Annotated in this window: 26 protein-coding genes and 1 tRNA gene; 18 read left to right on the plus strand and 9 right to left on the minus strand. The window is 56.3% G+C overall.

Features of this window, described 5'->3' with window-relative positions:
* The first annotated feature begins 54 nt into the window (after nt 1–54).
* Nucleotides 55–1,365: a serine hydrolase gene (locus FHC49_RS02785; RefSeq protein ID WP_220438580.1), complete on the plus strand. Its 1,311-nt coding sequence runs from the start codon at nt 55–57 to the stop codon at nt 1,363–1,365.
* A gap of 53 nt (nt 1,366–1,418) precedes the next feature.
* Here FHC49_RS02785 and sbmC read toward each other — a convergent pair whose 3' ends face one another.
* Nucleotides 1,419–1,889, minus strand: coding sequence for a DNA gyrase inhibitor SbmC (gene sbmC, locus FHC49_RS02790; protein WP_185667067.1), 471 nt, complete (start codon nt 1,887–1,889; stop codon nt 1,419–1,421).
* Nucleotides 1,890–2,545: 656 nt separating this feature from the next.
* On the opposite strand from sbmC, the gene FHC49_RS02795 reads away from it, so the two are divergent.
* Both FHC49_RS02795 and FHC49_RS02800 read left to right on the plus strand, forming a co-directional pair.
* Nucleotides 2,546–4,162, plus strand: coding sequence for a DUF2235 domain-containing protein (locus FHC49_RS02795; protein WP_220438679.1), 1,617 nt, complete (start codon nt 2,546–2,548; stop codon nt 4,160–4,162).
* A complete protein-coding gene (locus tag FHC49_RS02800) occupies nt 4,134–4,871 on the plus strand; it encodes a DUF2931 family protein (RefSeq protein WP_223883157.1) in 738 nt (245 codons plus the stop codon). The genes FHC49_RS02795 and FHC49_RS02800 overlap by 29 nt, the downstream gene beginning before the upstream one ends.
* Before the next feature lie 248 nt (nt 4,872–5,119).
* Here FHC49_RS02800 and FHC49_RS02805 read toward each other — a convergent pair.
* A tRNA-Arg gene (locus tag FHC49_RS02805) sits at nt 5,120–5,196 on the minus strand.
* Between the two features lie 253 nt (nt 5,197–5,449).
* Here FHC49_RS02805 and folD point away from each other — a divergent pair.
* From folD to FHC49_RS02820, 3 genes are all read left to right on the plus strand, one after another.
* The gene (gene folD, locus FHC49_RS02810) at nt 5,450–6,316 is read left to right on the plus strand and encodes a bifunctional methylenetetrahydrofolate dehydrogenase/methenyltetrahydrofolate cyclohydrolase FolD (RefSeq protein ID WP_185667068.1); all 867 of its coding nucleotides are present in this window, start codon (nt 5,450–5,452) and stop codon (nt 6,314–6,316) included.
* 1 nt (nt 6,317) lies between these two features.
* Nucleotides 6,318–6,530 carry a ribosome-associated protein YbcJ gene (gene ybcJ, locus FHC49_RS02815; protein WP_185667069.1) on the plus strand — a complete coding sequence of 71 codons (213 nt, stop codon included), beginning with the start codon at nt 6,318–6,320 and terminating at the stop codon, nt 6,528–6,530.
* Nucleotides 6,531–6,735: 205 nt separating this feature from the next.
* Nucleotides 6,736–7,257 carry a metal-dependent hydrolase gene (locus FHC49_RS02820; RefSeq protein WP_220438582.1) on the plus strand — a complete coding sequence of 174 codons (522 nt, stop codon included), beginning with the start codon at nt 6,736–6,738 and terminating at the stop codon, nt 7,255–7,257.
* A gap of 49 nt (nt 7,258–7,306) precedes the next feature.
* On the opposite strand, the gene cysS is transcribed toward FHC49_RS02820, so the two are convergent.
* Nucleotides 7,307–8,692 (minus strand): cysteine--tRNA ligase, encoded by a 1,386-nt coding sequence (cysS, locus tag FHC49_RS02825; protein ID WP_185667071.1) that lies wholly within the window; start codon nt 8,690–8,692, stop codon nt 7,307–7,309.
* A gap of 185 nt (nt 8,693–8,877) precedes the next feature.
* Between cysS and ppiB the strand changes: the two genes are divergently transcribed.
* The 5 genes from ppiB (at nt 8,878) to mnmH (ending at nt 12,991) form a co-directional block, all read left to right on the plus strand.
* The gene (gene ppiB, locus FHC49_RS02830; protein ID WP_035891791.1) at nt 8,878–9,372 is read left to right on the plus strand and encodes a peptidylprolyl isomerase B; all 495 of its coding nucleotides are present in this window, start codon (nt 8,878–8,880) and stop codon (nt 9,370–9,372) included.
* Nucleotides 9,373–9,375: 3 nt separating this feature from the next.
* On the plus strand, nt 9,376–10,098 hold the full coding sequence (gene lpxH / locus FHC49_RS02835) for a UDP-2,3-diacylglucosamine diphosphatase (RefSeq protein WP_220438583.1): 723 nt from the start codon (nt 9,376–9,378) through the stop codon (nt 10,096–10,098).
* A gap of 119 nt (nt 10,099–10,217) precedes the next feature.
* Entirely contained in the window at nt 10,218–10,727 is a 510-nt protein-coding gene (gene purE, locus FHC49_RS02840; protein WP_185667073.1) for a 5-(carboxyamino)imidazole ribonucleotide mutase, read from the plus strand.
* Nucleotides 10,724–11,791, plus strand: a complete 1,068-nt coding sequence (gene purK, locus FHC49_RS02845) for a 5-(carboxyamino)imidazole ribonucleotide synthase (RefSeq protein WP_220438585.1) — start codon at nt 10,724–10,726, stop codon at nt 11,789–11,791. Before purE ends, purK begins: the two co-directional genes overlap by 4 nt.
* A 108-nt stretch (nt 11,792–11,899) precedes the next feature.
* Nucleotides 11,900–12,991 carry a tRNA 2-selenouridine(34) synthase MnmH gene (gene mnmH, locus FHC49_RS02850; protein WP_220438586.1) on the plus strand — a complete coding sequence of 364 codons (1,092 nt, stop codon included), beginning with the start codon at nt 11,900–11,902 and terminating at the stop codon, nt 12,989–12,991.
* A gap of 53 nt (nt 12,992–13,044) precedes the next feature.
* Here mnmH and FHC49_RS02855 read toward each other — a convergent pair whose 3' ends face one another.
* The 3 genes from FHC49_RS02855 to ybbA all read right to left on the minus strand — a co-directional run bounded on the left by FHC49_RS02855 (nt 13,045) and on the right by ybbA (nt 17,529).
* Entirely contained in the window at nt 13,045–14,187 is a 1,143-nt protein-coding gene (locus tag FHC49_RS02855; RefSeq protein ID WP_185667076.1) for a porin, read from the minus strand.
* 244 nt (nt 14,188–14,431) lie between these two features.
* On the minus strand, nt 14,432–16,846 hold the full coding sequence (gene ybbP, locus FHC49_RS02860) for a putative ABC transporter permease subunit YbbP (RefSeq protein ID WP_220438587.1): 2,415 nt from the start codon (nt 16,844–16,846) through the stop codon (nt 14,432–14,434).
* The gene (gene ybbA, locus FHC49_RS02865; protein WP_185667078.1) at nt 16,843–17,529 is read right to left on the minus strand and encodes a putative ABC transporter ATP-binding protein YbbA; all 687 of its coding nucleotides are present in this window, start codon (nt 17,527–17,529) and stop codon (nt 16,843–16,845) included. Before ybbA ends, ybbP begins: the two co-directional genes overlap by 4 nt.
* On the opposite strand from ybbA, the gene tesA reads away from it, so the two are divergent.
* From tesA to FHC49_RS02880, 3 genes are read left to right on the plus strand one after another with little or no spacing between them, the layout of a single operon-like run.
* Nucleotides 17,497–18,129 carry a multifunctional acyl-CoA thioesterase I/protease I/lysophospholipase L1 gene (tesA, locus tag FHC49_RS02870; protein WP_185667079.1) on the plus strand — a complete coding sequence of 211 codons (633 nt, stop codon included), beginning with the start codon at nt 17,497–17,499 and terminating at the stop codon, nt 18,127–18,129. The two genes, ybbA and tesA, sit on opposite strands and share 33 nt — an antisense overlap.
* Nucleotides 18,116–18,919 (plus strand): SDR family oxidoreductase, encoded by an 804-nt coding sequence (locus tag FHC49_RS02875; protein ID WP_223883158.1) that lies wholly within the window; start codon nt 18,116–18,118, stop codon nt 18,917–18,919. The genes tesA and FHC49_RS02875 overlap by 14 nt, the downstream gene beginning before the upstream one ends.
* 58 nt (nt 18,920–18,977) lie before the next feature.
* A complete protein-coding gene (locus tag FHC49_RS02880) occupies nt 18,978–19,832 on the plus strand; it encodes a co-chaperone YbbN (protein WP_220438588.1) in 855 nt (284 codons plus the stop codon).
* An 85-nt stretch (nt 19,833–19,917) separates the two neighbouring features.
* On the opposite strand, the gene fetB is transcribed toward FHC49_RS02880, so the two are convergent.
* Entirely contained in the window at nt 19,918–20,703 is a 786-nt protein-coding gene (gene fetB / locus FHC49_RS02885) for an iron export ABC transporter permease subunit FetB (RefSeq protein ID WP_185667082.1), read from the minus strand.
* Complete coding sequence (gene fetA, locus FHC49_RS02890; RefSeq protein ID WP_220438590.1) at nt 20,696–21,355, minus strand: iron ABC transporter ATP-binding protein FetA; 660 nt, start codon at nt 21,353–21,355, stop codon at nt 20,696–20,698. Before fetA ends, fetB begins: the two co-directional genes overlap by 8 nt.
* 126 nt (nt 21,356–21,481) lie before the next feature.
* On the opposite strand from fetA, the gene FHC49_RS02895 reads away from it, so the two are divergent.
* Both FHC49_RS02895 and FHC49_RS02900 read left to right on the plus strand, forming a co-directional pair.
* The gene (locus FHC49_RS02895) at nt 21,482–22,399 is read left to right on the plus strand and encodes an SPFH domain-containing protein (protein ID WP_035891812.1); all 918 of its coding nucleotides are present in this window, start codon (nt 21,482–21,484) and stop codon (nt 22,397–22,399) included.
* A complete protein-coding gene (locus FHC49_RS02900; RefSeq protein WP_185667084.1) occupies nt 22,396–22,857 on the plus strand; it encodes an NfeD family protein in 462 nt (153 codons plus the stop codon). Before FHC49_RS02895 ends, FHC49_RS02900 begins: the two co-directional genes overlap by 4 nt.
* A gap of 3 nt (nt 22,858–22,860) precedes the next feature.
* Here FHC49_RS02900 and cueR read toward each other — a convergent pair whose 3' ends face one another.
* The gene (cueR, locus tag FHC49_RS02905) at nt 22,861–23,271 is read right to left on the minus strand and encodes a Cu(I)-responsive transcriptional regulator (RefSeq protein WP_185667085.1); all 411 of its coding nucleotides are present in this window, start codon (nt 23,269–23,271) and stop codon (nt 22,861–22,863) included.
* Between the two features lie 94 nt (nt 23,272–23,365).
* Between cueR and copA the strand changes: the two genes are divergently transcribed.
* Both copA and FHC49_RS02915 read left to right on the plus strand, forming a co-directional pair.
* Complete coding sequence (copA, locus tag FHC49_RS02910; RefSeq protein WP_185667086.1) at nt 23,366–25,867, plus strand: copper-exporting P-type ATPase CopA; 2,502 nt, start codon at nt 23,366–23,368, stop codon at nt 25,865–25,867.
* Between the two features lie 88 nt (nt 25,868–25,955).
* The gene (locus FHC49_RS02915) at nt 25,956–26,750 is read left to right on the plus strand and encodes a TraB/GumN family protein (RefSeq protein WP_220438598.1); all 795 of its coding nucleotides are present in this window, start codon (nt 25,956–25,958) and stop codon (nt 26,748–26,750) included.
* Nucleotides 26,751–26,845 lie beyond the last annotated feature (95 nt).

Below are 26,845 nucleotides of genomic sequence, written 5' to 3' on the forward strand. Positions count from 1 at the left end.
CCGTCACCCCGCCGGGACAACGTGTCTATGGGTATAACTAAAATCGAGAATGCTATGAATAATAAACATAAATCCTTACCTGCAAAGTACTGTCTGCTGGCAAGCCTGGTCGCTGGAGCACTCCTCTCTTCTCCCGCCATGGCGGCCTGTGAAGGTACGGAACTCGCCGCCTGCCCGGCCCCTTTTGATACCACCCTGCCCGATACCAAAACCATGCTGACCTGGCGTCAGGCCGAGCGCGTAATCGGTTTTCGTAACGACTACCGCAACTATCAGGGCGATGTTTTCCATCACGGAAAATCCGCGCCGTTAGTGACGGCGGAAAAACCGCTGGCGCAGGTGAGCTATCAGGTCAACGGCAAACAGTGGACGCTTCAGGACTACCTTAAACGCCAGAACGTGAGCGGCATGCTGGTGCTGAAAAACGGTAAAATTGCCTGGAAATACCTGGGTGAAGGCAACACCGACACCACGTTGTGGACCTCCCGTTCGGTCGGGAAATCGGTGGTATCTACGCTGGTGGGCGTGGCGTTAAAAGAGGGAAAAATCCACTCGATGGACGATCTGGTCACGCAGTATGAACCCGATCTGAAGGGCACCGCCTGGGACGGTGTGACGCTGAAACAGCTGATCCAGCACACCTCCGGCGTGGCGTGGAATGAAGATTACGCTAACCCACAGTCTGATTTCGCCAAACTCACGCAGTGTGAAGCACATGCGGGGGCCTATGGCTGCGTCCGCACGCTGGTTTCAGGCCTGAAACGCGCCCATCCGGCGGGTGAGGTCTGGTCTTACTCCTCCGGCGGTGCCTGGCTGCTGGGCGACGTGCTGGAACGCGCAACGGGCATGACGCTTGCCGCCTACCTTGAGCAAAGCATCTGGCAGCCGTACGGCATGGCGAGCGACGGCGTATGGCATGCCTACAGCAAAAATCAGCATGATGTTGGCGCACACGGTTTTAACGCCACGCTGGAAGACTGGGGCCGCTTCGGCGAGTTCGTGCTGAACAACGGCCGCCTGCCGAACGGTAAACAGATTCTGCCGGAGGACTGGGTGGCTCAATCCGCAGACTGGAACAAGGCGAAAAACTCCGTCTCCGCAGCGCATCCGCAAGGGCTTTATGGCTATCAGTGGTGGAATAACGAAGTGCCTGCCAATGCCAAAAACGTGGTGCCCGCACCGCAGGATTCGCTGCAAGGCTCCCTGTGGGCGCTGGGGATTTATGGCCAGATGATCATGGTCAACCGCGCGGAAAATCTGGTGATCGTCCAATGGTCAACCTGGCCGCAGGCGGAACCGTCGTTCAGCGCCCAACCGCTGGAAGCCTCGCTGATGTTTAGCGCGATAGCGAAGGCGTTGCATTAATCACGAGCAGATGACCACGTCAGAGCCGTACTTTACGCTCTGGCGTTTTCAGGTCAGGCCTTCGGCTCTACCGCGATAAACATTTCGATATCCCAGTAGCCCTCTTCCGCTCCGTTATTGCGGTAAATCTCAAAGCAGGGCTTTGGCGCCCACTGATGGGTTTCATCTTTCATGACGCTATCAAAGAACTGATACCAGGGCGTGGCAAAGTCGTGGTTGATAACGCGGGCCTGTGCGACGGCATACAGCCCGCCCGCCACTTCAGCCAGCATCACCCCTTCGCTGTTTGGCGGGATAACGAAATCATCGGCAACCGATACGACCGTATCGCAGCGCAGCTTTTCCGCCGGCACCTCGTCTGGGTTATCGTAATAGACGGCAAGCCACTCCTGCGCGGGGATCTGCTGACCATCGACCCACATCATCAGCTGTTCAAACCCTTGTTTAACCGTCTGTTCCCACGGCCCAACCATATGAAAACCGGCGATTTTGCGTTGCTGAACCTGCTTTATCTCGTAGTCCATACTGCCTCCGTTAAAACACTGTGATTTCATACAGTATAATTTGCGTATTCTGGTTTAGACAAACGAACAGTGAACATTATGTGAGCAGATTCGCACTCTTGCCAGGGGAAGAATGTGGGGGGAGGATTTCAGGAAAATGGTGCGCCCTGCAGGATTCGAACCTGCGGCCCACGACTTAGAAGTTCCTAGAACTACATCCATAACAGGTGCTTACGGTGTCATTACTGCGCTCAACAGAATCATCACGGGGATCTCATGATTGCATCAGCGCTTGATAACGATAATGGCTGGAGGTTTAGGCGTGGGCTGCAAAACTACATCACCGGCGGCCTAGCTATCGCTCAAAAAGTAAAGTGTTGAACGATAAAAGTGACAATGTCCCGTGAGTGTCTCGTGAGTAAATGATACGTCATTTTACCGGAAGCGGGTGAGTGTATTTTCAGTCGTACAATGTGGTTATTGGCTGACTCTTTTACCAGCTAACCGTTATTCATTGTGCCCATTTAGGTTAAGTACTGTGCAGTGTATGATGAAACGATATTAACCATAAAAAATAAAAGGGAATTTCTGTGGCTATTGATGAGCAATCAGCGCCGGCCAGTGCCGGCTATCACAGGTATGATATTACCGGGGACAACACGCACTACACCGATGTTATGTGCAGTGAAAAAGTTATCCATTGCCGGCGGGTTCCGGTCAGAGGCGTGACGCTGACTGTGGGGGTCTTTTTTGACGGAACGGGGAATAACAAAGCAAACTCTCTCGATCTTCAGCTTGCGTACAGCAACTGCAGCAATCTGACCGGTGAGGAAAGGGCGGAAGCCTGTGCGAAGTACGAATCCATGTCTCGTGATTCAGTCGGTAATTCAAGCTACAGAGGCGGAATTACCAATATTTCCCGATTATACGATCTCTACTCATCAGACAGGGAAACCGCTGACGATCAGACAGAAGCCCAGGTTAAAGCCTATGTTTCAGGCATCGGAACGGATGATGGGAAAAGTGATTCAGTGTTTGGGATGGCGCTGGGAAGCAGTCTTATTAAACAGTTTCAGGGAGTGGTCACCAAAACCGATGAAGCCCTGGAGCAAATCATTTCTGTGCTGCACGATTTTATCGCTCAGAACAAAACCCAGGTGGCAATTGCGAAAGTCCAGTTTGATGTATTTGGCTTTAGCAGAGGGGCTGCATCAGCCCGCCATTTTGCTAACCGGGTGATGGCTCAGGATTCTGCGATTGCAGAGGCTATTACTACCGGGCTGGATCACACCGGGCATCACGGTAAACAGGCAGGAGAAGTCCGCTTTCTTGGGCTGTTTGATACGGTCGCTGCCATTGGCAGTCTGCTGAATTTTTACGATATCAACGGGCGTGATAATCCGGGCGTTAATCTCGAGCTACGGCCATCAGTGGCACAGAAGGTTTTCCAGATAAGAGCAATGCATGAATGCCGGTATAACTTCAGTGCAAACAGTATTGCCGGCATGTGGCCTGAACTGGTTCTGCCTGGCGTGCATTCAGATATTGGCGGTGGTTATAACGCACCGGATTCAGCATTATATGAGAATGAAGATAATCTGTTGATGATGCCGGATTTTAATATTGTTCTGGACAGTACAGCCGAAACCAGTACAGCTGTTTATCAAAAAGCGGAAGCCATGCGGGATAAGTTGTCTTATATCCCGGCGCTGAAATATATGCTGCCGCATGGGAAGGTGGAAACCCGGGTTATCGCATGGCCAGTAGTTGATGCGAATAAGGCCAGAAAGGGAGAATTCCGGAAAAACGTGGGAGCCGCTGTTTTTTTTAAAAGAGAGCAGATCCCTAATGACTGGGAAAAGGTCAGCATGCGGGTGATGCTGGATGCGGCTCAGGAAGCCGGTGTTTCGTTTTCACCTATCCTCAGTACAGATAAAGAATTACGTATACCGGCAGAACTTAGTTCCCTTTGTAATAAAGCGATAACTCAGGGGCGTGCTGTGCGTAACGGGCAGGATCCGGTCAGTTTTACAGAAGCTGAAATGCATATTATCGGTCGCTATATGCATTGTTCTGCTAACTGGAATATCGATTCAGATCGCAGTCTGTGGGTTAGTCCATCAGACGGAGAGGTTTATTTGCGAGATCATTATGCCCCCACACAGGAGCGGTCTTTTGTCTGGGCTAATGCCCCCTGTGTCGGCTGGACCCGGACGGTATGGTATATGGATGATCAGCAGCAGTGGGAGGCAGGGAGGCGAGCCAATGCAGATGAAATGGACGTACTATTTTAAGGAACCGGTGATGAATATATTACGGACCATAATCAGTGCCGTTGCCGGTGTGGCGCTGTTAGCCGGTTGCGCTGTAGGTAGTGACGGGGTATCAGAATCAGCCGCTACCGGTGTGCAGAGCGCCACATTACCTTATGATCACTGGCGATTTGATTTTGTTTATCCCAAAAATTTGCCGGCAATCGTGACGGCTGCGAGTGTGCATTACCTGAATGGTGACAGTATCTTTTTCCCCAGAATTGACCCTACAGAACCGAGCAATCGTAGTGTGGGAAGATGGAGTCCCACTATCGGAGGAATTGGTGCGCATTTTAATAAAGGCGATGCACTTCCTGCGAATATGCGTCTTTGTTGGGACTCGGTCATCGATAAGAAAGCATATGAAACCGTTATCTGGTTTGGCAGCGATACCTGGAAACAAATGACAACCCGTTATATTGATAATACTCATCCGAACAAGTCGTTCTGGCGAAATTATCTGGTAATTGGTTTTGCTCCGGGAGGCGTTGTCCGGGTGTGGATGAGCAATCAGGGCGATCCAGCTGTACTACAAAGTGGGGCAAAAATAACTACGGTTTCTGGTGATAAGAGGAAAATATGTAGTTCAATTAATAGCCGAATTGATTTTAACTACACGATTCCTGATGGATATGACCAATTTATTAAGGATTTTATCAAGGACAAAAGCTACCCGTATGGGGAATGGTAGTGGGGTTCGTCGCTTAAAACCCACAGAATCTTCTTGAGATCCTTATTATCTGCACGAAGATCTCTTGATCTTTAAATGAAAAAAAACGCGATCACAGGCGCGTTTTTTTCGAAGGCAAGACAGGGGAGAGCGAATTAGTGACCGAACAAGCTCGTCAAATTGACTCGATTTTTGCCGATGATGTCCCAAATATGTCCCACAGCGGAAATCAGAAGGAAGCGAAAGAAGCGTAAGCTATTGAAGTTAAATGGTGCGCCCTGCAGGATTCGAACCTGCGGCCCACGACTTAGAAGGTCGTTGCTCTATCCAACTGAGCTAAGGGCGCACTGGGGAAGTCAAAACTTCGTGGTGGGGTGAAACGCGTGGAATTATACGGTCACTGGCAGGTGAGTCAATCCATTTCCTTGCGAAACCTGCGCGGGATGAGGCAGTGAACAAAGAGCAGCCAACTATCGTTCAACTCTTCAACAAAATCACTTTCCGCGGAAAACTCGCAAACGATACCTGACAGCGAGGCTCGCATCTGACAAAATATGTCCATCCCCCCTTCGTTAATGACAGATGGAAAATTTTCCCTGATGGCAGCAAAGATTATTGACGGTAAAACGATTGCGCAGCAGGTGCGCTCTGAGGTTGCGGAAAAAGTGAAGGCCCGAGTTGCGGCTGGAAAACGCGCCCCTGGGCTTGCCGTTGTCCTGGTGGGCAGCAACCCTGCATCGCAAATTTATGTCGGCAGCAAGCGCAAAGCCTGCGAAGAGGTGGGCTTCGTCTCCCGCTCCTACGATCTGCCGGAAACCACATCAGAAGCCGAACTGCTGACGCTGATTGATACCCTGAACGCCGATAGCACCATCGACGGTATTCTGGTGCAGCTGCCGCTGCCTGCGGGTATTGATAACGTCAAAGTGCTGGAACGTATCGATCCGGACAAAGACGTGGACGGCTTCCACCCTTACAACGTTGGCCGCCTGTGCCAGCGCGCGCCGCGCCTGCGTCCGTGCACCCCGCGCGGTATCGTAACGCTACTGGAGCGCTATAACATCGACACCTACGGCCTGAACGCCGTGGTGATTGGCGCCTCCAACATCGTCGGTCGCCCGATGAGCATGGAGCTGCTGCTGGCTGGCTGCACCACCACCGTGACCCACCGCTTCACCAAAAACCTGCGCCACCACGTTGAGAACGCGGATCTGCTGATCGTTGCGGTCGGCAAGCCAGGCTTTATTCCAGGCGAGTGGATTAAAGAAGGTGCCATCGTCATTGATGTCGGGATTAATCGCCTCGAAAACGGTAAAGTAGTCGGCGATGTGGTGTTTGAAGATGCCGCCGCGCGCGCGTCTTACATCACCCCGGTACCGGGCGGCGTCGGTCCAATGACCGTCGCAACCCTGATTGAAAACACCTTACAGGCGTGTGAAGAGTATCACGACGTGGAGAAGGCATAAGATGGCAACATTTTCTTTGGGTAAGCATCCGCATGTGGAACTCTGTGATTTACTGAAGCTGGAAGGCTGGAGCGAAAGCGGTGCGCAGGCGAAAATCGCCATCGCCGACGGTCTGGTTAACGTTGACGGTGCGGTGGAAACCCGCAAGCGCTGCAAAATTGTCGCCGGCCAAACCGTAAGCTTTGAAGGTCAGAGCGTCACCGTGACGGCGTAAGCCATATGTAGCCCGGCCGAGCGAATGCGACGCCGGGAATCGGTGCCGAGCCTCCCCGGGGTCGGCATAAATGCCTCGCCCGGGCTACACAAGCATCGCGGCGCCGGGTTTCATCCCCTCCCCCTATTTTTCAGAATTACACCCTACTGCATAAATCCGCTTCAGCAACGATACTCTGTAATCCTCACGCTAAAACGGACTACAGATGCCAACGATTATTACCCACGCCGCCGTCCCGCTGTGCCTTGGTTTAGGGCTCGGCACCCGCGTTATTCCACCTCGTTTATTGTTGACCGGCATTGTGCTGGCGATGCTGCCCGACGCCGATGTACTGGCCTTTAAGTTCGGCATTGCCTACGGCAATATTTTCGGCCATCGCGGCTTTACCCATTCTCTGCTGTTTGCCTTCGTGGTGCCCCTGCTCTGCGTGATAGTCGGTCGACGATGGTTTGGCGCAGGCTTAATGCGCTGCTGGCTGTTTTTAACCGTTTCGCTGCTATCACATAGTCTGCTGGACTCGATAACCACCGGGGGCAAAGGCGTGGGTTGGCTGTGGCCGTGGTCGGATGAACGATTTTTCGCGCCGTGGCAGGTGATTAAGGTCGCGCCGTTTGCGCTCTCACGCTACAGCACGCCGTACGGGCATCAGGTGATTATTTCTGAACTGCTGTGGGTGTGGTTGCCGGGCGTGGTGGTGATGGGATGGTTATGGTGGCGACGTCGGTGAGTGGAAAGACCCGGCGTCGCTTGCGCTCGGCCGGGCTACGATGAGTGACTTACTTACGACGCCAGGTGGTACCCTGCGGGCCATCTTCCAGCACGATGCCCATCTCGTTGAGACGGTCACGCGCGGCGTCGGCTGCCGCCCAGTCTTTGGCTTTACGCGCGTCCAGACGTTGCTGGATTAACGCTTCAATTTCTGCCACTTCACCGTCGTCGGCCTGTGCGCCGCTTTGCAGGAACGCTTCAGGCTCCTGTTCCAGCAGACCCAGCACCGCGGAGAGCTTGCGCATATGCGATGCCAGCGCGTTAGCGGCATGCATATCTTCACTCTTCAGGCGGTTCACTTCGCGCGCCATATCAAACAGCGCGGAGTAGGCTTCCGGGGTGTTGAAGTCGTCGTCCATTGCTTCAATAAAGCGCGCTTCGAACGCTTCGCCGCCCGCTGGTGCGACAGATTTGTCGGTACCGCGCAGCGCGGTGTACAGACGCTCCAGCGCAGAACGCGCCTGCTTGAGGTTCTCTTCGCTGTAGTTCAGCTGGCTACGGTAGTGGCCGGACATCAGGAAGTAGCGCACGGTTTCGGCGTCGTAGTACTTCAGCACGTCACGCACGGTAAAGAAGTTGCCCAGCGATTTAGACATCTTCTCGCGGTCAACCATCACCATGCCGGAGTGCATCCAGTAGTTCACGTACTCGCCGTCGTGCGCACAGGTAGACTGTGCGATTTCGTTTTCATGGTGCGGGAACATCAGATCCGAACCGCCGCCGTGAATGTCGAAATGATTGCCCAGCTGTTTGCAGTTCATCGCTGAACATTCGATGTGCCAGCCAGGACGGCCTTCGCCCCACGGAGATGGCCAGCTTGGCTCGCCCGCTTTGGACATTTTCCACAGCACGAAGTCCATTGGATCGCGCTTCACGTCAACCACATCAACGCGAGCACCGGCCTGCAGTTGGTCCAGATCCTGACGCGACAGCTTGCCGTAGTTCGGATCGGTTGGCACCGAGAACATCACGTCGCCGTTGTCCGCCACGTAGGCATGACCTTTAGCGATCAGCTGCTCGGTGATTTCGATGATCTCGTGAATATGGTGCGTTGCGCGCGGTTCGTTATCCGGACGCAGAATATTCAGCGCGTCGAAGTCTTTGTGCATTTCGACGATCATGCGGTCGACCAGCGCGACAAAGCTCTCGCCGTTTTCGTTAGCGCGTTTGATAATTTTGTCGTCGATATCGGTGATGTTGCGCACGTACTTCAGCTTGTAGCCAAGGAAGCGCAGGTAACGCGCGACCACGTCAAAGGAGACGAAGGTACGGCCGTGACCGATATGACAGAGATCGTAAACGGTGATACCACACACGTACATGCCAACTTCTCCGGCATGAATGGGCTTAAATTCCTCTTTCTGGCGAGTCATTGTATTGAAGATTTTTAGCATCGAGAATTCCATGTTTACGTGTGTGAACCGGGCTTTCGCCTTAAACGGCATATTCTACCCATAATTCAACCCGGAAGCAGCACACAATGCAAGATGATCGCGCCGCCCGGTTATGCTATAACAGATGCCTATGTGCAGCCCACAGGCGGGCTGAAGCACCACTCTAAACGGAACAGGATGCAGAAATGGTTACTTTCCACACTAATCACGGCGACATCGTCATCAAAACCTTCGACGACAAAGCGCCGGAAACAGTTAAAAACTTCCTGGACTACTGCCGCGAAGGTTTCTACAACAACACGATCTTCCACCGTGTTATCAACGGCTTCATGATCCAGGGCGGTGGTTTTGAGCCAGGCATGAACCAGAAAACCACCAAAGAAGCTATCAAGAACGAAGCCAACAACGGTCTGAAAAACACCCGTGGTACGCTGGCAATGGCGCGTACTCAGGCTCCGCACTCCGCTACCGCTCAGTTCTTCATCAACGTAGCTGACAACGACTTCCTGAACTTCTCTGGCGAAAGCCTGCAGGGTTGGGGCTACTGTGTCTTCGCCGAAGTGGTTGAAGGTATGGACGTAGTCGACAAAATCAAGGCGGTCTCTACCGGTCGTAGCGGTATGCATCAGGACGTTCCTAAAGAAGACGTTATCATCGAAAGCGTGACCGTCAGCGAGTAATTGGTGGCGACACTCTTTATTGCAGACCTTCATCTGCAAACAGAAGAACCGGCGATTACCGCCGGTTTTCTGCGTTTTTTAGGCGGCGAAGCCCGTCAGGCCGATGCGCTGTACATCTTAGGCGACCTGTTTGAAGCCTGGATTGGCGATGACGATCCGAACCCGCTGCACCGTGAAGTCGCTTCTGCCATCAAATCGCTGGTTGATTCTGGCGTACCCTGCTACTTCATCCACGGCAACCGTGATTTTCTGGTCGGCAAGCGTTTTGCGACAGCAAGCGGGATGCAGTTGTTGCCTGAAGAAAAGGTGCTCGACCTCTACGGTCGTCGTATTCTGATTATGCACGGCGACACCCTTTGCACGGACGATCCGGGCTACCTCGCCTTTCGCGCCAAAGTGCATACCCCGTGGATCCAGAAGCTGTTCCTCGCCCTGCCGCTGTTTATCCGCCGCCGTATTGCGCAGAAGATGCGCAATGACAGCAAGGCCGCCAACAGCAGTAAATCGATGGACATCATGGACGTGAACCCGCAGGCCGTTGTCGATGTGATGGAGAAACATCACGTGCAGTGGCTGATTCACGGGCATACCCATCGCCCGGATATCCACGCTCTTGAGGCTAACGGCGACGCGGCATTTCGCGCGGTGCTCGGTGCCTGGCATACTGAAGGCTCGATGATTCGCGTCACCCAGGACGACGTTACGCTTATCGCCTTCCCATTTTAATTTTTCCCCCTTATTCCCCTGTCACGTGGCGACGCAACCGTTTTCCTTGCCCGTTTTCCGTGTTATTCTCTGTGACCTCTAACGTCGTGTGCAGCACACCCACAGGAGTTTTAAGACGCATGTCTTCCCGCAATAATCCGGCACGTATCGCCATCGTGATGGGGTCCAAAAGCGACTGGGCTACCATGCAGTTCGCCACAGAAATCCTCGATATTCTGAACGTTCCTCACCATGTTGAAGTGGTTTCCGCTCACCGTACGCCCGATAAGCTGTTCAGCTTCGCCGAAACGGCAGAAGAGAACGGTTACCAGGTGATTATTGCCGGTGCCGGTGGTGCAGCGCATTTACCCGGAATGATTGCCGCGAAAACGCTGGTGCCGGTACTCGGCGTGCCGGTGCAGAGCGCGGCATTAAGCGGCGTAGACAGCCTTTACTCCATCGTACAGATGCCGCGCGGTATCCCGGTAGGGACGCTGGCTATCGGGAAAGCCGGTGCCGCTAACGCCGCCCTGCTCGCCGCACAGATCCTGGCTCAGCACGACGCTGAACTGCATCAGCGCCTTGCCGACTGGCGCAAAGCGCAAACTGATGAAGTGCTGGATAACCCAGATCCACGAGGTGCGGCATGAAGCAGGTCTGCGTGCTGGGCAACGGTCAGCTAGGCCGCATGCTGCGTCAGGCCGGAGAGCCGCTGGGCATCGCCGTCTGGCCGGTAGGTTTAGAAGCTGACCCGGCCGCCGTGCCGTTTCAGCAAAGCGTGATTACCGCTGAGATCGAACGCTGGCCGGAGACCGCACTGACCCGCGAACTGGCCGAGCACACCGCGTTTGTTAACCGCGACGTTTTCCCGATTATCGCCGACCGTCTGACGCAAAAGCAGTTGTTCGACAAACTCAGCCTGGCAACAGCCCCGTGGCAGCTGCTGGCAAGCGCCGACGAGTGGCCTGAAGTATTCGGTCGTCTGGGCGAGCTGGCTATCGTCAAGCGCCGCACCGGCGGCTACGATGGCCGCGGCCAGTGGCGTCTGCGTAAAGATGACACCACACAGCTGCCTGACGAGTGCTACGGCGAATGCATTGTTGAGCAGGGTATTAACTTCTCCGGTGAAGTGTCGCTGGTGGGCGCGCGCGGCCATGACGGCAGTACCGTGTTCTACCCGCTGACCCACAACCTGCATCAGGACGGTATTCTGCGCATGAGCGTTGCTTTCCCACAGGCGGACGCGCAGCAGCAGGCTCAGGCCGAAACCATGCTCGGCGCGATTATGCAGGAGCTGAACTACGTCGGCGTCATGGCAATGGAGTGTTTCATCACCCCGGCCGGATTGCTGATCAACGAGCTGGCCCCACGCGTGCACAACAGTGGCCACTGGACGCAGAACGGCGCATCCATCAGCCAGTTCGAGCTGCACCTGCGTGCAATTACCGACCTGCCATTGCCACCGCCGGTAGTAAACAGCCCGTCGGTAATGGTGAACCTGATTGGCACCGACCTGAACTATGACTGGCTGAAGCTGCCGCTGGTGCACCTGCACTGGTACGACAAAGAGGTGCGCGAGGGCCGTAAAGTGGGCCACCTGAACCTCAATGACAGCGATACCGGCCGCCTCAGCGCCACGCTGGAAGCGATGGTTCCCCTGCTGCCGCCAGAGTACGCAAGCGGTATTGCCTGGGCGCAATCACGCCTGAATTAAGCCTTAAATGCCGGGGAAAGTAACTTATCCTTCCCCGGCCCCCTCTCTGAAGCGTAAAATCCCGCCATAACCGCATGACCCCCCGATTTAAATAAGAAGGATTTCCCCATGAACAATGGGACGGATTACTGCGCGATTCTGCGCGCGGAAACGCCCATCATTGACGTGCGTGCTCCCGTCGAGTTTACTCAGGGCGCTATGCCCGCCGCCGTCAATCTGCCGCTGATGAACGACGATGAACGCGCGGCGGTCGGTACCTGCTATAAACGTCAGGGGCCCGAAGCCGCAATGGCGCTGGGGCACAAACTGGTCTCCGGGCAGACGCGTCAGCAGCGCATTGACGCCTGGCTTGATGCCTGCCGCCGTGCGCCGCAGGGCTATCTGTGCTGCGCACGCGGCGGCCAGCGCTCGCATATCACGCAGAGCTGGATCAAAGAAAACGGTATTGATTACCCGTTGATCGTTGGCGGCTATAAGGCGCTGCGTCAGGCGGCCATTCAAGCCACCGAGGAGCTGGTACGCCATCCGATCGTTTTGATCGGCGGTTGCACCGGTAACGGCAAAACGCCGCTGGTGCGCGAACAACCTTTGGGGATCGACCTTGAAGGGCTGGCTCACCACCGTGGTTCATCGTTTGGCCGTACGCTAACCCCCCAATTTTCTCAGGCTACTTTTGAGAACCATCTCGCCACCGCGCTACTGAAAGGCGCATATCAGCAGGACAAGGTTCGCTGGGTGCTGGAAGATGAAGGTCACATGATCGGCGCTAACCACCTGCCGGAGTGCCTACGCGATCGTATGGCGCAGTCGCCGATCGCGGTAGTGGAAGATCCGTTTGATCTGCGTCTTGAGCGTCTGCGCGAAGAGTACTTTGCCCATATGTATCATGACTTCACCGCCGCATTTGGTGAAGAGAAAGGCTGGGAAGAGTACAGCGCCTATTTACATCATGGCCTTTTTGCCATTCGCCGTCGCCTGGGGCTTCAGCGTTTTGCCGAACTGACCGCCACGCTCGACGCTTCGCTGGCCGAGCAGAAGCGTACCGGCTCAACGGAGGCGCATTTTGCCTGGCTGGTGCCGTTGCTGGAGGAGTATTACGACCCGATGTACTGCTACCAGTTGGAGAAGAAGGCGGACAAGATTGTGTTTCGGGGAACGTCGGAAGCGGTCACGCAGTGGCTGGCGGAAACCGCCGCGTAAAGAGTGGGTGAAGACCCAAAAGAAAGGGCGGCAATTGCCGCCCTTTTTGACGATTAGAAATCGTAACGCAGACGAACCAGGTTCATATCACCCAGATCATCGGTGCTGGAGGTGAACACGTGTTCGTAGTCAACACGGAAACCGTAATCCAGCTGGAAGCTGATACCCACGCCGTTGTCGATGCGCTGGTAGTTGCGACCATTCACGTATTCAATACGGTCACCCATGAAGTACGGCTGAACGGATTTAAGCGCGTACTGACCCACTGGGATTTTGTAACCCGCGAAGTATTCCACGCCCCATGCATCGCCCGCGAAGTAATCATGTACGGAAGATTTTTTGGTGGTCATGAAGTTCTGGTACCAGCCGCCGCCGAGGGAGAAGGTCCAGTTGTCCGGCGTCCAGCTCAGCGCGGTACCCAGGATGTTCTGATCGTAGGTTTTGCTTTCGCTGTTGTAGGTGGTGTTCATGTCAGCACGGGTGTAGTTCCATGCCGTACCCCAGCTCAGATCGTCAGTGATATGGTAATCCACACCCAGTGAACCGCCGCCTTTACGTTTGTACAGCAGGCCGTTGTTCAGGTTCAGATCATCGTTGAACAGGTAAGAAGCGTAGAGATCTACATCACCTACGGTTTTCTTATACTTCAGTGATTTACGAGTACGGTAAGAACCATCGTAGTCACCGTTGATACCGTTACCCGGTGCCTGACCAATCATGTCATAGTCCCAGATATCGGTTTTCGCACCGACCACATCGTAGTAGATGCTGTTTTGTTGACCGAAGGTCAGCGTACCCCAGGTATCGCTCTTCAGGCCGGTGTAGAGCATACGACGGGTGGTGTCGTTCGCGCCTTCCGCGTAGTGGTTATCCCAGTCAAAGACCGCTGGAATATTGACACCCAGTTCGTAGTAGCTGACCCAACTGATATCATCAAACAGGTAGTAGTCAGCGGCGAAACGGAAACGGGTGCCGCCATCAAAGCCATTACGCTTATAGGCGTTTTTACCGTCGTTGCCGGTCATGTTCTGGAACTGCGGACGAATACTCCCGCCCACGGTGAAGTTCAGACGGCTCAGCGGGTTACCAGCCTGAGGATCCTGCTTGAGCAGGGTAATTTCAGCCTGGGATGCGAAAGACGTCAATGCCACTGCAGCGCCGATCGAGATCGCCAGCGCTTTCATTTTTATAGTCATTATTTTTCCTTGATAGATTACGCGCCATCTATTTGGCAAACAAATCTTATCGTTTATTAATAAATTGCACCTGACTGATTTTTAATGAAACGTGCGACTTAGCGCAGCAGAGTTACCGAATGGTGCCCTAATGCGGGCATGTTGATGAAAGGATGAGCAATTTTGCGAGGACGGAGAGAAACCCGGCGGCGCTGCGCTTGGCCGGGCTACAGATAACAAGTAGCGCAGCGCCGCCGGGGGAAAACTAGCTGGAAAACTGACGGAACAGCGCCCTACCCTTAAGCAGACGCAGCCCCAATCCCCCACCGCACAGCGACAGCAACAGCGCCCCGCAAAGCGGTAGCGCCACCCACAGCCGCCAGTCCGGTGACCACGGGAAATCAAATACCTTGGTTTGCAGCATCGCCAGCGCGGTCTCCGCGCCGATGGCCGCCACCAGACCGGAAATCGCCCCCAGCAGAGCAAACTCCGCCCATAACGTCAGGCGCAACAGAGACTTTCCGGCACCGAGTGTGCGATAGACCACCAGCTCCTGGTGACGCTGGCGCATGCCAACCTGAACCTGGGCCAATAGCAGCAGCACGCCGCAGGCGGTGACCAGCACCACCATCACCTCCAGCGCCCGACTGACCTGCGCCAGCACTTGACCAACCTGTTTTAAGATAGCGCCAATATCCAGCAGGCTCACCGTCGGGAATTCACGGTTTAGCTGAGTCAGCAGCGTCGTACCGTGGTCCCAGCGGAAGCTGGTGAGCCAGCTCTGCGGCTGACCGTCCAGCGCGCCGTCCGGGAAGATAAAGAAGAAGTTCGGCCGCAGGCTTTCCCAATCCACCTTGCGAATGCTGCTCACCTTCGCCGTAACGTCCTGAGTATCACCGGTGAAGGTTACGCTATCGCCGAGGCCAATATTCAGCCGCTGCGCCAACCCTTCCTCAATAGAGACTTCCCCGGTTTTCGGCGGCCAGACGCCCGCCACCAGCGGGTTATGCTGCGGCCGCTGATTTTGCCAGGTGAGGTTCAACTCGCGGTTCAACGATTCATCTTTATTCCCTTCGGTGCTATGACCGTTGATCTGGGTGAGGCGCGCGCGGACGATCGGGTAAAACGCCGCCGGGATCACCTGATGCTCCGCCAGGAAGGTTTTCACCTCACTCACCTGTTCCGGGGCAATGTTGATCAGGAAATAGTTCGGGCTTTCCGGCGGTAACTGCTGCTGCCAGCGATCCAGCAGATCGCCGCGCAGCACCAGCAGCAGAGCCAGTAGCATAAACGAGAGCGAGAACGCGGCCAGTTGGCTAAGCGTCGACCACGGCTGGCGCAGCAGACGATTCACCGCCAGGCGCAACGGCAGCGCGCGCAGGGTGAGGCGCTTCAACACCTTCAGCAGCAGCCAGCCCACTAGCCCGCACAGCGCCGCCAGCACCACCGCACCTGCCAGCACCGACCACAGCAGCGGGCTACCGCCCATCAGCCATGCCAGCAGCACCACGGTGACAATACAGACCAACGGCAGATAGATTTTCAGCGGCCAGACGTTGGCGACGATATCCTGACGCAGCACGCGCAGCGGCTGAGTTGCCAGCAGCAATCGATATGGACGTAACCCGACCAGCAGCGAAATCACCGTCATTGACCCCACTGCCCACAGCCACGGCCAGGCGCTGGCGGCAGGTAACGCCGCTGGCAGCACCGGCTTGAGTAGCGCCAGCAGCACCGATTCAAACAGCAGACCCATCGCACCACCCGCCAGCGCTGAGAGCGCCAGTAGCAGCACCCACTGGCCGATAATCAGCTTACGCAGCTGCGCTCGCCCGGCACCTAACGTTTTCAGTACCGCCACCAGATCGTAGCGACTGCGGCAGTAGTGACCCATGGCCACCGCCACGGCGGCGACCGCCAGCAGCAGCGTCAGCAACGCGGAGAGCAGCAGGAACTGCTGGGAACGCTGCAGCGATTTGCCTAACGCGCCGTCGTCCTGATCCGGGCCAATCCAGCGATGTTCCGGCTTCAGCTGTGGCAACAGCCAGCTTTCATAGCTGGCAAGCTGCGCGGGGGTGCCGGCAAATTTATAACTCCAGCTTACCCGGCTGCCGGGCTGTACGGCACCGGTTTTCGCCACGTCGGCCAGGTTCATCATCAGCCGGGGCGCCATCTGGAACGGGTTAAAGCCGCTATCAGGTTCCTGCACCACTTCCCCGGCAATGCGCAGCGTGGCATCGCCCACGTCAAGGTTATCGCCGGTTTTCAGATTCAGCAGCGCCATCAGCCGGGGCGCAAGCAGCACCGTTCCCGCCTGCGGTTTGAGGCCCGCCGGTGCGGTTTGCAGGTCGCCATACAGCGGGTAACTGTCATCGACCGCCTTCACGTCGGCAAGCTGCGGCGTGTCGCCCGCCCAGGTCATGGTGGAGAAGTTGATCTGTTCGCCAACCGTCAGCCCCTGAGCGCGCGCGCGTTCAATCCACTGCGCCGGTACTTCGCGAGAACTGCGCAGCACCCGGTCGCCCGCCATATACTCACGGCTTTGTTGATTGAGCCCTTTGTCCATGCGGTCGCTGATGCTGCCCAGCGCCAGCACGCAGGCCACCGCCAGGCTCAGCGCCAGCCAGACAATCAGCAGCGACGGCGAGCGCCACTCCCGCCAGAACCAACGTAAAATCATGCCTCCTCCCGTAGCTGCCCGTCGACCAGCCGCAGCCGTCGGTCGCAGCGTGCGGCAAGCTGCGCATCGTGGGTGACCAGAATCAATGTGGTGCCGTGTTCGCGGTTGAGCGAGAACAACAGGTCGGCGATTTTATCCCCGGTCTGGCGGTCAAGGTTACCGGTCGGTTCGTCGGCAAACAGCAGATCCGGGCGACCGTTAAAGGCACGAGCCAGCGCCACGCGCTGCTGCTCGCCGCCGGAAAGCTGCGCCGGAAGGTGGTGCAGACGCTTGCCTAGCCCCAACTGTTCCAGTAACGCCTTCGCCCCCTGACGGCTTTGGCCGTCGCTTTCACCGCGCAGCAGCGCGGGCAGCTCGACGTTCTCCAGCGCATTCAGCGTGGGGATCAGCATGAAAGACTGAAAAACAAAGCCGATATGCTGGGCGCGCAGTCGCGCTCGCGCCTCTTCATCGAGCTTATCCAGCGGATGCCCCAGCAGCTTCACCTCGCCACTGCTGCCATCATCCAGCCCGGCCAGAATCGCCAGCAGCGTCGACTTCCCGGAACCCGACTCGCCAATTAAAGCAAGGGTTTGCGCCGGTTTGACAATCAGGTTAACTCCGGTAAGGATGGAAAGCTCATGCTCCCCCTGACCGACGGATTTCTTAAGATGATGCACTTCAAGTACGTTTTCCGCTGGCATTTGCCTGTCCTGTTTTTGATTCTGTTTAGCCTGCGCGCCGCGGCGGCGGACACGCTGTTAGTGCTTGGCGACAGCCTTAGCGCGGGCTATCGCATGGCGGCCAATACGGCCTGGCCGGCGCTGTTGAACGATAAATGGCAGCCTGACATTACGGTGGTAAACGCCAGTATTAGCGGCGATACCTCAGACCAGGGGCTGGCACGCCTGCCTGCGCTGCTGCAACAGCATAAACCGCAATGGGTGCTGGTTGAACTCGGCGGCAACGATGGCCTGCGCGGTTTTCAACCACAGCAAACCGAGAAAACGCTGCGTACTATTTTGCAGCAGGTAAAGGCCGCCCATGCCCAACCGTTATTAATGCAAATTCGTCTGCCAGCAAACTACGGACGCCGCTATAATGAGGCGTTCAGCGCTGTATATCCGCAGCTCGCCAGCGAGTTTTCTATCCCACTGCTGCCCTTCTTCATGGAAGAGGTCTATCTCAAGCCGCAGTGGATGCAGGATGATGGCATTCATCCCAATCGTGACGCCCAGCCGTTTATTGCAGACTGGATGGCGACACGCCTGGCTCCATTAGTTAATCACGATGCCGGAAAGTAAAGCGGTGTCTTCAGGTAAAGTTATGCAAAAATCGGTCTTAATTACAGGATGTTCCAGCGGGATTGGCCTCGAAAGCGCGTTAGAACTGAAACGCCAGGGCTTTCGCGTACTGGCCGCCTGCCGCAAACCCGATGATGTGAAGCGCATGAACGGCATGGGGTTTACCGGAATATTGCTCGACCTCGACAGCCCGGAAAGCGTCGATAACGCCGCGGAGCAGGTCATCGCCCTGACCAATAACCGCCTGTTTGGCCTGTTTAATAACGCCGGATATGGCGTCTATGGTCCACTGGAGAGCATCAGCCGCGCGCAGATGGTGCAGCAGTTTTCCGCCAACTTTTTCGGCGTCCACCAGCTGACCATGCGCCTGCTGCCGGCGATGATCCCGCACGGCGAAGGCCGTATCGTCATGACCTCATCGGTGATGGGGCTGATTTCCACCCCGGGCCGTGGCGCCTATGCCGCCAGCAAATATGCGCTGGAGGCCTGGTCTGATGCGCTGCGCATGGAGCTGCGCCATACGGGGGTGAAGGTCAGCCTGATTGAACCCGGCCCCATTCGCACCCGCTTTACGGAAAACGTTAACCAGACCAGTGATAAGCCGGTGGAGAATCCCGGCATTGCCGCGCGCTTCACCCTTGGCCCGGACGCGGTGGTGGAGAAAGTTCGCCATGCATTTATCAGCGATAAACCGAAGCTGCGCTATCCGGTCACCCTGGTCACCCACGCGGTTGGCTGGCTGAAACGCCTGCTGCCGGGGCGCGCGATGGACAAAATTCTGCAGGGCTAAGTTGAAGCCGACGCTTTTGCCCCCATCTCGAATATAAACCGACTACAGAGAAAGACTTATGTCCGTACAGAATATCGTCAACATTACTGAAGCTAATCTCCACCAGACGCTGGAGCAGTCCGTTACCACACCGGTGCTGTTCTACTTCTGGTCAGACCGTAGCCAGCACTGCCTGGATCTGACGCCGGTGCTGGAAAATCTGGCCGCGCAGTACAACGGTCAGTTTATTCTGGCGAAGGTCGACTGCGATGCCGAGCAAATGGTCGCCTCTCAGTTTGGCCTGCGCTCCATCCCGACCGTTTACCTGTTCCAGAACGGTCAGCCGGTTGACGGCTTCCAGGGCCCTCAGCCGGAAGAAGCGATTCGCGCACTGCTCGATAAAGTGCTGCCTCGTGAAGAAGAGCTGAAAGCACAGCAGGCGCTGGCGCTGATTCAGGAAGGCAACCATGCCGACGCGCTGCCGCTGCTGAAAGATGCCTGGCAGCTCTCCGGTCAGGACAGTCAGATTGGTCTACTGCTGGCGGAAACGCAAATTGCGCTTAACCGTTCAGAAGAGGCCGAAGCCGTGCTGAAAACCATTCCGCTGCAGGATCAGGATACCCGCTATCAAGGGCTGGTTGCGCAGATTGAGCTGCTGAAGCAGGCGGCGGACACGCCGGAAATTCAGCAGTTGCAGCAAGAAGTAGCGGCCAACCCGGACGACGCGACGCTGGCCTCGAAGCTAGCACTTCAGTTGCATCAGGTGGGTCGTAACGAAGAGGCGCTGGAGCTGCTGTTCAGCCATCTGCGCAAAGATTTAGGCGCGGCGGACGGTCAGGCGCGCAAAATGCTGCAGGAAATTCTGGCCGCGCTGGGTACCGGTGATGCGTTGGCGTCGAAGTATCGTCGTCAGCTGTATTCGCTGCTGTACTAACCGTGCAATCCCGGCGGCGCTGCGCATGGCCGGGCTACAATTGTAGGTAGCCCGGCCAAGCGCAGCGCCGCCGGGAAATCTCACATTATGTGCGTTTCTTCAACTGCGTCACCACCAACTGGTGGCGGGCGTTGTAAAACTTCCGGTAAGTCAGATAACAGGCAATAATGGTCGACAGGCTGGCGGTTGAGAGCAGCATAAACGTCACCATAATCTGATACTTAATCGCTTTTACCGGGTCGATACCGGCAAAAATCAGCCCGGACATCATCCCCGGCAAACTCACCAATCCTACCGTTTTTGCCGAATCTACGGTCGGGATCAGCGATGCGCGAATACTTTCGCGAATCAACCGCGCCGACGCCATTTTCGGCGTTGCCCCCAGGCTTAGCTTCTCCTGAATCTGCTGCTGTTCAGCGCTAAAACGCTGCCCCAGGTTGTTGTAGCACAGCCCCACCGCAATCATCGCGTTACCGGCAATCATCCCGGAAATCGGGATCACCTGCATCGGTACAAACGCAATCGAGCCGGAGAACACCAGCACCGCCAGCGTTAGCCCGGCGCCGGTAGTAATGGCAATAAATGATGACACAAACGCTTTATCGATATATTTGCTGCGCTTTTGCGCGTTGTACGCCGCGTTGAAGCAGATGAACAGCACCATGCATAGCGTCAGCACCGCGTGGTTTACGTTGAAGATATACTTCAGCACGTAGCCAACGATAATCAGCTGCACCACCGCCCGGCAGATACTCCAGATAATGTCTTTTTCCAGCGCCAGCTTTTCCCGGTAGCTGACCAGGATGGCAACCAGCACCAACACCATTGACAGCGCCAGCGACTGGTTAGTGATGATATGTTCGCTATTCATTGACCGCCTCCTGATGCGAAGGCAGCGTCACCACTTCATCCGCATGGCTAATTTCATCTTTATCGTGGGTCACCCACAGCACCGCAACCTGCTGGTCACGCACATACTGATGAATAATCTCATTCACGTTCTTTTTATTTTGCTCGTCCAGTGCGCTGGTAATTTCATCCAGCAGCAGCACCTTGGGTAAAAATTGCAGGTTACGAATGAGCGACACCCGCTGCTTTTCCCCGCCGGAGAGATCGCTAATCGATTTCGACAGCGTCTCTTCCGGCAGGCCAAATTGCGCCAGCTGCGTCAGAAAACGATCCGGCTCAGGATTTTTATTGCGAATCTGCCACGGGAAAATAAAGTTGTCGTAAACCGTATCGCCAAACAGCGCCGGAGTTTGTGCACAGTAGGAAACCTGCTGGCGATAAGCTTCCGGGGTTAATGCGTTGATATCCTGGCCTTCAAATAGAATCTTCCCATCGGTGGGTGAAAGCAGCGAGGCGATAATTTTTAATAAGGTGCTTTTGCCGCAGCCGGAGGGCCCGGTAATCAGCTTAAACTCACCGGGGGCCACGCTTAAATTAATCTTATCAAGGACCGTTTTCTCGCCAATATGAAAGCTCACCTGCTCAAGCTGTAAAATCGCGCTATTTTCCTTCATTGCTTTATTTTGTCCTGAAGCTGACTTTTGTGGCTCTAGTGTAACCCCTATTTATTTCAGGGGGCGAATTTCCCCTGCATAGCCGATATACTTGAACAGGTTACGGACAGTTAAACAGGAGGTTTTATGCTGATATTTATCCCGGTTCTTATCTTCGTCGCGCTGGTGATTGTCGCGGCGGGCGTCAAAGTTGTGCCTCAGGGCTACCAATGGACGGTCGAACGTTTTGGTCGCTACACCAAAACCCTGCACCCTGGTTTAAGCCTGGTGGTGCCGTTTATGGATCGCATCGGCCGCAAAATCAATATGATGGAGCAAGTGCTCGATATTCCTTCTCAGGAAGTCATCTCTAAAGATAACGCCAACGTCTCGATTGATGCCGTTTGCTTTATTCAGGTGATCGATGCGCCAAAAGCGGCCTATGAGGTCAGCAACCTTGAGCTGGCCATCATCAACCTGACGATGACCAACATTCGTACCGTCCTCGGGTCGATGGAGCTCGACGAAATGCTCTCCCAGCGTGACAACATAAACACGCGTCTGTTGCATATCGTCGATGAAGCGACCAACCCGTGGGGCATCAAAATCACTCGTATCGAGATTCGCGACGTACGCCCACCGGCAGAACTGATCGACGCCATGAACGCACAGATGAAGGCCGAACGTACCAAGCGTGCCTATATCCTCGAAGCGGAGGGGATTCGCCAGGCACAAATCGTCAAAGCCGAAGGTGAAAAACAGGCGCAGATCCTGACCGCAGAAGGTGAGCGCCAGTCGGCGTTCCTGCAGGCGGAAGCGCGTGAACGTTCAGCGCAGGCGGAAGCCACAGCAACCAAGATGGTATCCGAGGCGATTGCCGCCGGCGACATTCAGGCGGTGAACTACTTTGTGGCGCAGAAATACACCGATGCGCTGCAGCAGATTGGCTCCGCCAATAACAGCAAAGTGGTGATGATGCCGCTGGATGCCAGCAGCCTGATGGGCTCAATCGCCGGGATCGCCGAGCTGATTAAAGACAGCGCCAGCGAACGGAAATCATCATGATCGCCCTGGTGCTCACGCACCCGCATCTCTTCTGGCTGAGCCTGGGCGGCCTGCTGCTGGCGGCAGAAATGCTCGGCGGCAGCGGTTATCTGCTGTGGAGCGGCGTGGCGGCGGCGGTCACCGGCATCATCACCTGGCTGTTGCCGATCGGTTGGGAGTGGCAGGGTACGCTGTTTGCCGTGCTTACGTTGCTGGCAGCCTGGCTGTGGTGGAAGTGGTTGAGCCGCCGCACGAACCGCCAGCGCCCGGCTGAAGGCCAGCTTAACCAGCGTGGACAGCAACTGCTGGGCCAGCGCTTTACGCTGGATAACGCGCTGGTTAACGGTCGTGGTCATATGCGGGTCGGCGATAGCTCCTGGCCGGTTGCCGCCGATGACGACCTGCCCGCCGGCAGTAAAGTAGAGGTGATTGCGGTGGAAGGGATCGTCCTGCGAATCAGGCTCTCCCCTCCTCGCTAATCGTCAGGCCTGGGTTTTACGGTGACAGCAGCCGGAAAGATTATCAATAATCGGACAATCGGCGCTGTCATCTCCCGGGCAGGACGCTGCCAGCGAAAGCAGCTGATCGCGCATCGCCTGCAGGTCGCTGATATGGCGTTCAATATCCGCCACCTTTTGCAGCGTATAGGCCTTCACGTCGGCACTGTGGCGCTTTGGGTCGTTAAACAGATTCACCAGCTCGCCGCACTCCTCCAGATTAAACCCTACCTGCCGCGCCTGACGCAGCAGCGTAAACTCATCAAGGTGTTTCTGCGTGTAGCTGCGGTAGCCGTTTTCACTGCGCAGCGGCGGCGTGACCAGCCCCTTCTCTTCATAAAAGCGAATCGCTTTGCTGGTTAAACCGGTTTTTTTGGCAACATCACTGATATTCACATTTCCCCCTTGACCTTCCCCTTGCTGGAAGGTTTAACCTTCACAACTGTAGACCATAAGGTGAATTTGGTCATCCATTATTGAGGAAAGTGATATGTCTCAAACCATCGATCTAGCCCTGGACGGTTTGTCCTGTGGCCACTGCGTGAAACGCGTAAAAGAGAGCCTGGAGCAGCGTTCTGACGTTGACCATGCGGAAGTGACTATCGAAGCCGCGCACGTGACCGGTAGCGCCAGCGCTGAAGCGCTGATCGAAACCATTAAACAAGCCGGTTATGGTGCGGAGTTAAGCCACCCAAAGGCTAAACCGCTGGCAGAGTCATCACTCCCGTCGGAAGCACTGACAGCGGCCACCCCTGAGCTTCCGGCAGCGCAGGAACTGGATGACAGCCAACAATTGCTGATCAACGGTATGAGCTGCGCCAGCTGCGTTTCCCGGGTACAAAATGCGTTGCAGGCCGTACCGGGCGTCGTACAGGCACGGGTAAACCTGGCGGAGCGCACGGCCCTGGTCATGGGTAGCGCCTCCGCCGGTGATTTAGTCCAGGCGGTGGAAAAAGCGGGATACGGCGCGGAAGCGATTGAGGACGATCTCAAGCGCCGCGAACGTCAGCAGGAAACCGCACTGGCGACCATGAAACGTTTTCGCTGGCAGGCGATTGTTGCTCTGCTGGTCGGCATTCCGGTGATGGTCTGGGGGATGATCGGCGACAACATGATGGTCTCCGACGATAACCGCTCCCTATGGCTGGTCATCGGTCTCGTCACCCTGGCAGTGATGGTGTTTGCCGGTGGTCATTTTTACACCAGCGCATGGAAAAGCCTGAAGAATCGTACCGCAACGATGGACACCCTCGTCGCCTTAGGTACCGGCGTCGCGTGGCTCTACTCGATGAGCGTCAACTTGTGGCCGCAGTGGTTCCCGATGGAAGCCCGCCACCTCTATTACGAAGCCAGCGCCATGATTATCGGCCTGATAAACCTCGGGCATATGCTGGAAGCGCGCGCACGTCAGCGCTCCTCCCGGGCGCTGGAAAAGCTGCTCGACCTGACGCCGCCGACCGCCCGCGTGGTCACGGAAGACGGTGAAAAAACCGTGCCGCTGGCCGACGTTCAGCCGGGCATGATCTTACGTCTGGCAACCGGTGACCGCGTTCCGGTTGACGGTGAAATTACCCAGGGCGAAGCCTGGTTTGATGAAGCCATGTTGACCGGTGAGCCAATCCCGCAGCAAAAAGGCGACGGCGACAGTATTCATGCCGGTACCGTCGTAGAAGATGGTTCGGTGCAGTTCCGCGCAAGTGCCGTAGGCAGCCACACGACGCTGTCACGCATTATTAAGATGGTACGTCAGGCACAGAGCAGCAAGCCGGAAATCGGCCAACTGGCGGATAGAATCTCCGCCGTGTTCGTGCCGGTGGTGGTGGCGATTGCGATTTTCAGCGCCGCTATCTGGTACTTCTTTGGCCCGGCACCGCAGATTGTCTATACCCTGGTTATCGCCACGACGGTACTGATTATCGCCTGTCCGTGTGCGCTGGGTCTGGCAACGCCGATGTCGATTATTGCCGGCGTCGGTCGCGCCGCAGAGTACGGCGTACTGGTACGTGATGCCGATGCGCTTCAGCGCGCCAGTGAGTTAACCACCCTGGTGTTTGATAAAACCGGTACCCTGACCGAAGGCAAACCGCAGGTTGTTGCGGTCAAAACGCTCGGGGCAATTAGCGAAGCCACCGCGCTGCGTCTCGCCGCCGCACTGGAACAGGGGTCGAACCACCCGCTGGCCCGCGCTATTGTGGAAAAAGCGGATGAACGAACGCTGCCACAGGTTAACGCCTTCCGCACCCTGCGTGGGCTGGGCGTGAGCGGTGAATCCGACGGGCACACCCTGCTGCTCGGCAACCAGGCGCTGCTACATGAACACCAGGTCGTGACCCGCGAACTGGACGATGAGATGGCTCAGCAGGCCGCTCGGGGTGCCACGCCGGTGCTGCTGGCGATCGACGGTAAAGCCGCCGCGCTGTTCGCCATTCGTGACCCGCTGCGCAGCGATAGCGTTGCCGCGCTGCAGCGCCTGCACCGTGAAGGCTATCGTCTGGTGATGCTGACCGGGGATAACCCCGTCACCGCCAACGCGATTGCCAAGGAAGCAGGTATTGATGAGGTGATTGCCGGGGTACTGCCGGACGGGAAAGCGCAGGCGATTAAAGATCTGCAGGCGCAGGGCCAGAAGGTCGCGATGGTCGGTGACGGTATCAACGATGCGCCAGCGCTGGCGCAGGCCGACGTCGGTATCGCCATGGGCGGCGGCAGCGATGTGGCGATTGAAACCGCGGCGATTACGCTGATGCGCCATAGCCTGGTCGGCGTCGCCGATGCGCTAGCCATTTCCCGCGCCACGCTGCGGAATATGAAGCAGAACCTGCTCGGGGCGTTTGTCTATAACTCGCTGGGCATTCCGATTGCCGCCGGGATCCTCTGGCCGCTGACCGGCACGCTGCTGAATCCGGTGGTTGCCGGGGCGGCGATGGCGCTCTCCTCCATTACGGTGGTGAGCAACGCCAACCGCCTGCTGCGCTTCAAACCTAAGCAGTAACCCACCGTCCCTCCCGCCATCGGGAGGGACGCGTTTGCACCTTTTCCCCCATCGCGCTAGCATGAGATTTTCCTTCCAGGGAGCGCGGATGAGCCTGTTAAATCAACTACAACGCCTGTGGCGCACGCTGCGCGGTTCACCCTACAGCTGGCCTGCGCTGGACGTCACCTTGCCCGGCGGCCGCCACCTGCATCTGGTGGGCAGCATTCATATGGGGACCCGCGACATGGCCCCCCTTCCCGCTAAGTTACTGAAAAAACTTCATCAGGCCGATGCGCTTATTGTTGAAGCGGATATCTCGGGTAACGAAACGCCCTTCAGCGACCTGCCAGAATACCCGCCGCTGCGCGAACGGCTCAGCGCAGCGCAGTTTAGCCAACTTGAAAAACTCAGCGATGAGATGGGGATGCCGCTGTATCGCTTTGATACCCAGCCGCTGTGGCAGGTGGCGATGGTGCTGCAGGCCACTCAGGCGCAAAAGCTGGGGCTGCGCCCGGATTACGGCATTGACTATCAATTGCTGCAGGCGGCTCGCGAAACGTCGCTGCCGGTGAAGGAGCTGGAAGGGGCCGACAGTCAGATAGCGCTGCTCTGCGAACTTCCCGACGGCGGCATGGCGCTGCTCGACGATACGCTGACGCACTGGCACACCAACGCTCGGCTGCTGCAGGTGATGATCGGCTGGTGGTTAGAACAGCCGCCATCCAACGGTACGGCTTCGCTGCCCAATACCTTTAGCCAGTCGCTGTATGATGTGTTGATGGTGAAACGCAATGAGGCCTGGCGCGATGCGCTGCTGGCGCTGCCGCCGGGGCGCTATGTGGTCGCCGTAGGGGCGCTACATTTGTACGGGGAAGGTAACCTGCCGCAGATGCTGGGATAAAAAAATGGCCAATATCTCTATTGGCCCGTCAAAGAGGAATTTCATCATTATTATTATCCCGGAGTTCGCACTCCGGATCTTTCGATTGTCGCTCA

Origin of the sequence: Kluyvera sp. EC_51 (genome assembly GCF_019584505.1) — a bacterium.
In the GTDB taxonomy this organism is placed as follows: domain Bacteria; phylum Pseudomonadota; class Gammaproteobacteria; order Enterobacterales; family Enterobacteriaceae; genus Kluyvera; species Kluyvera sichuanensis.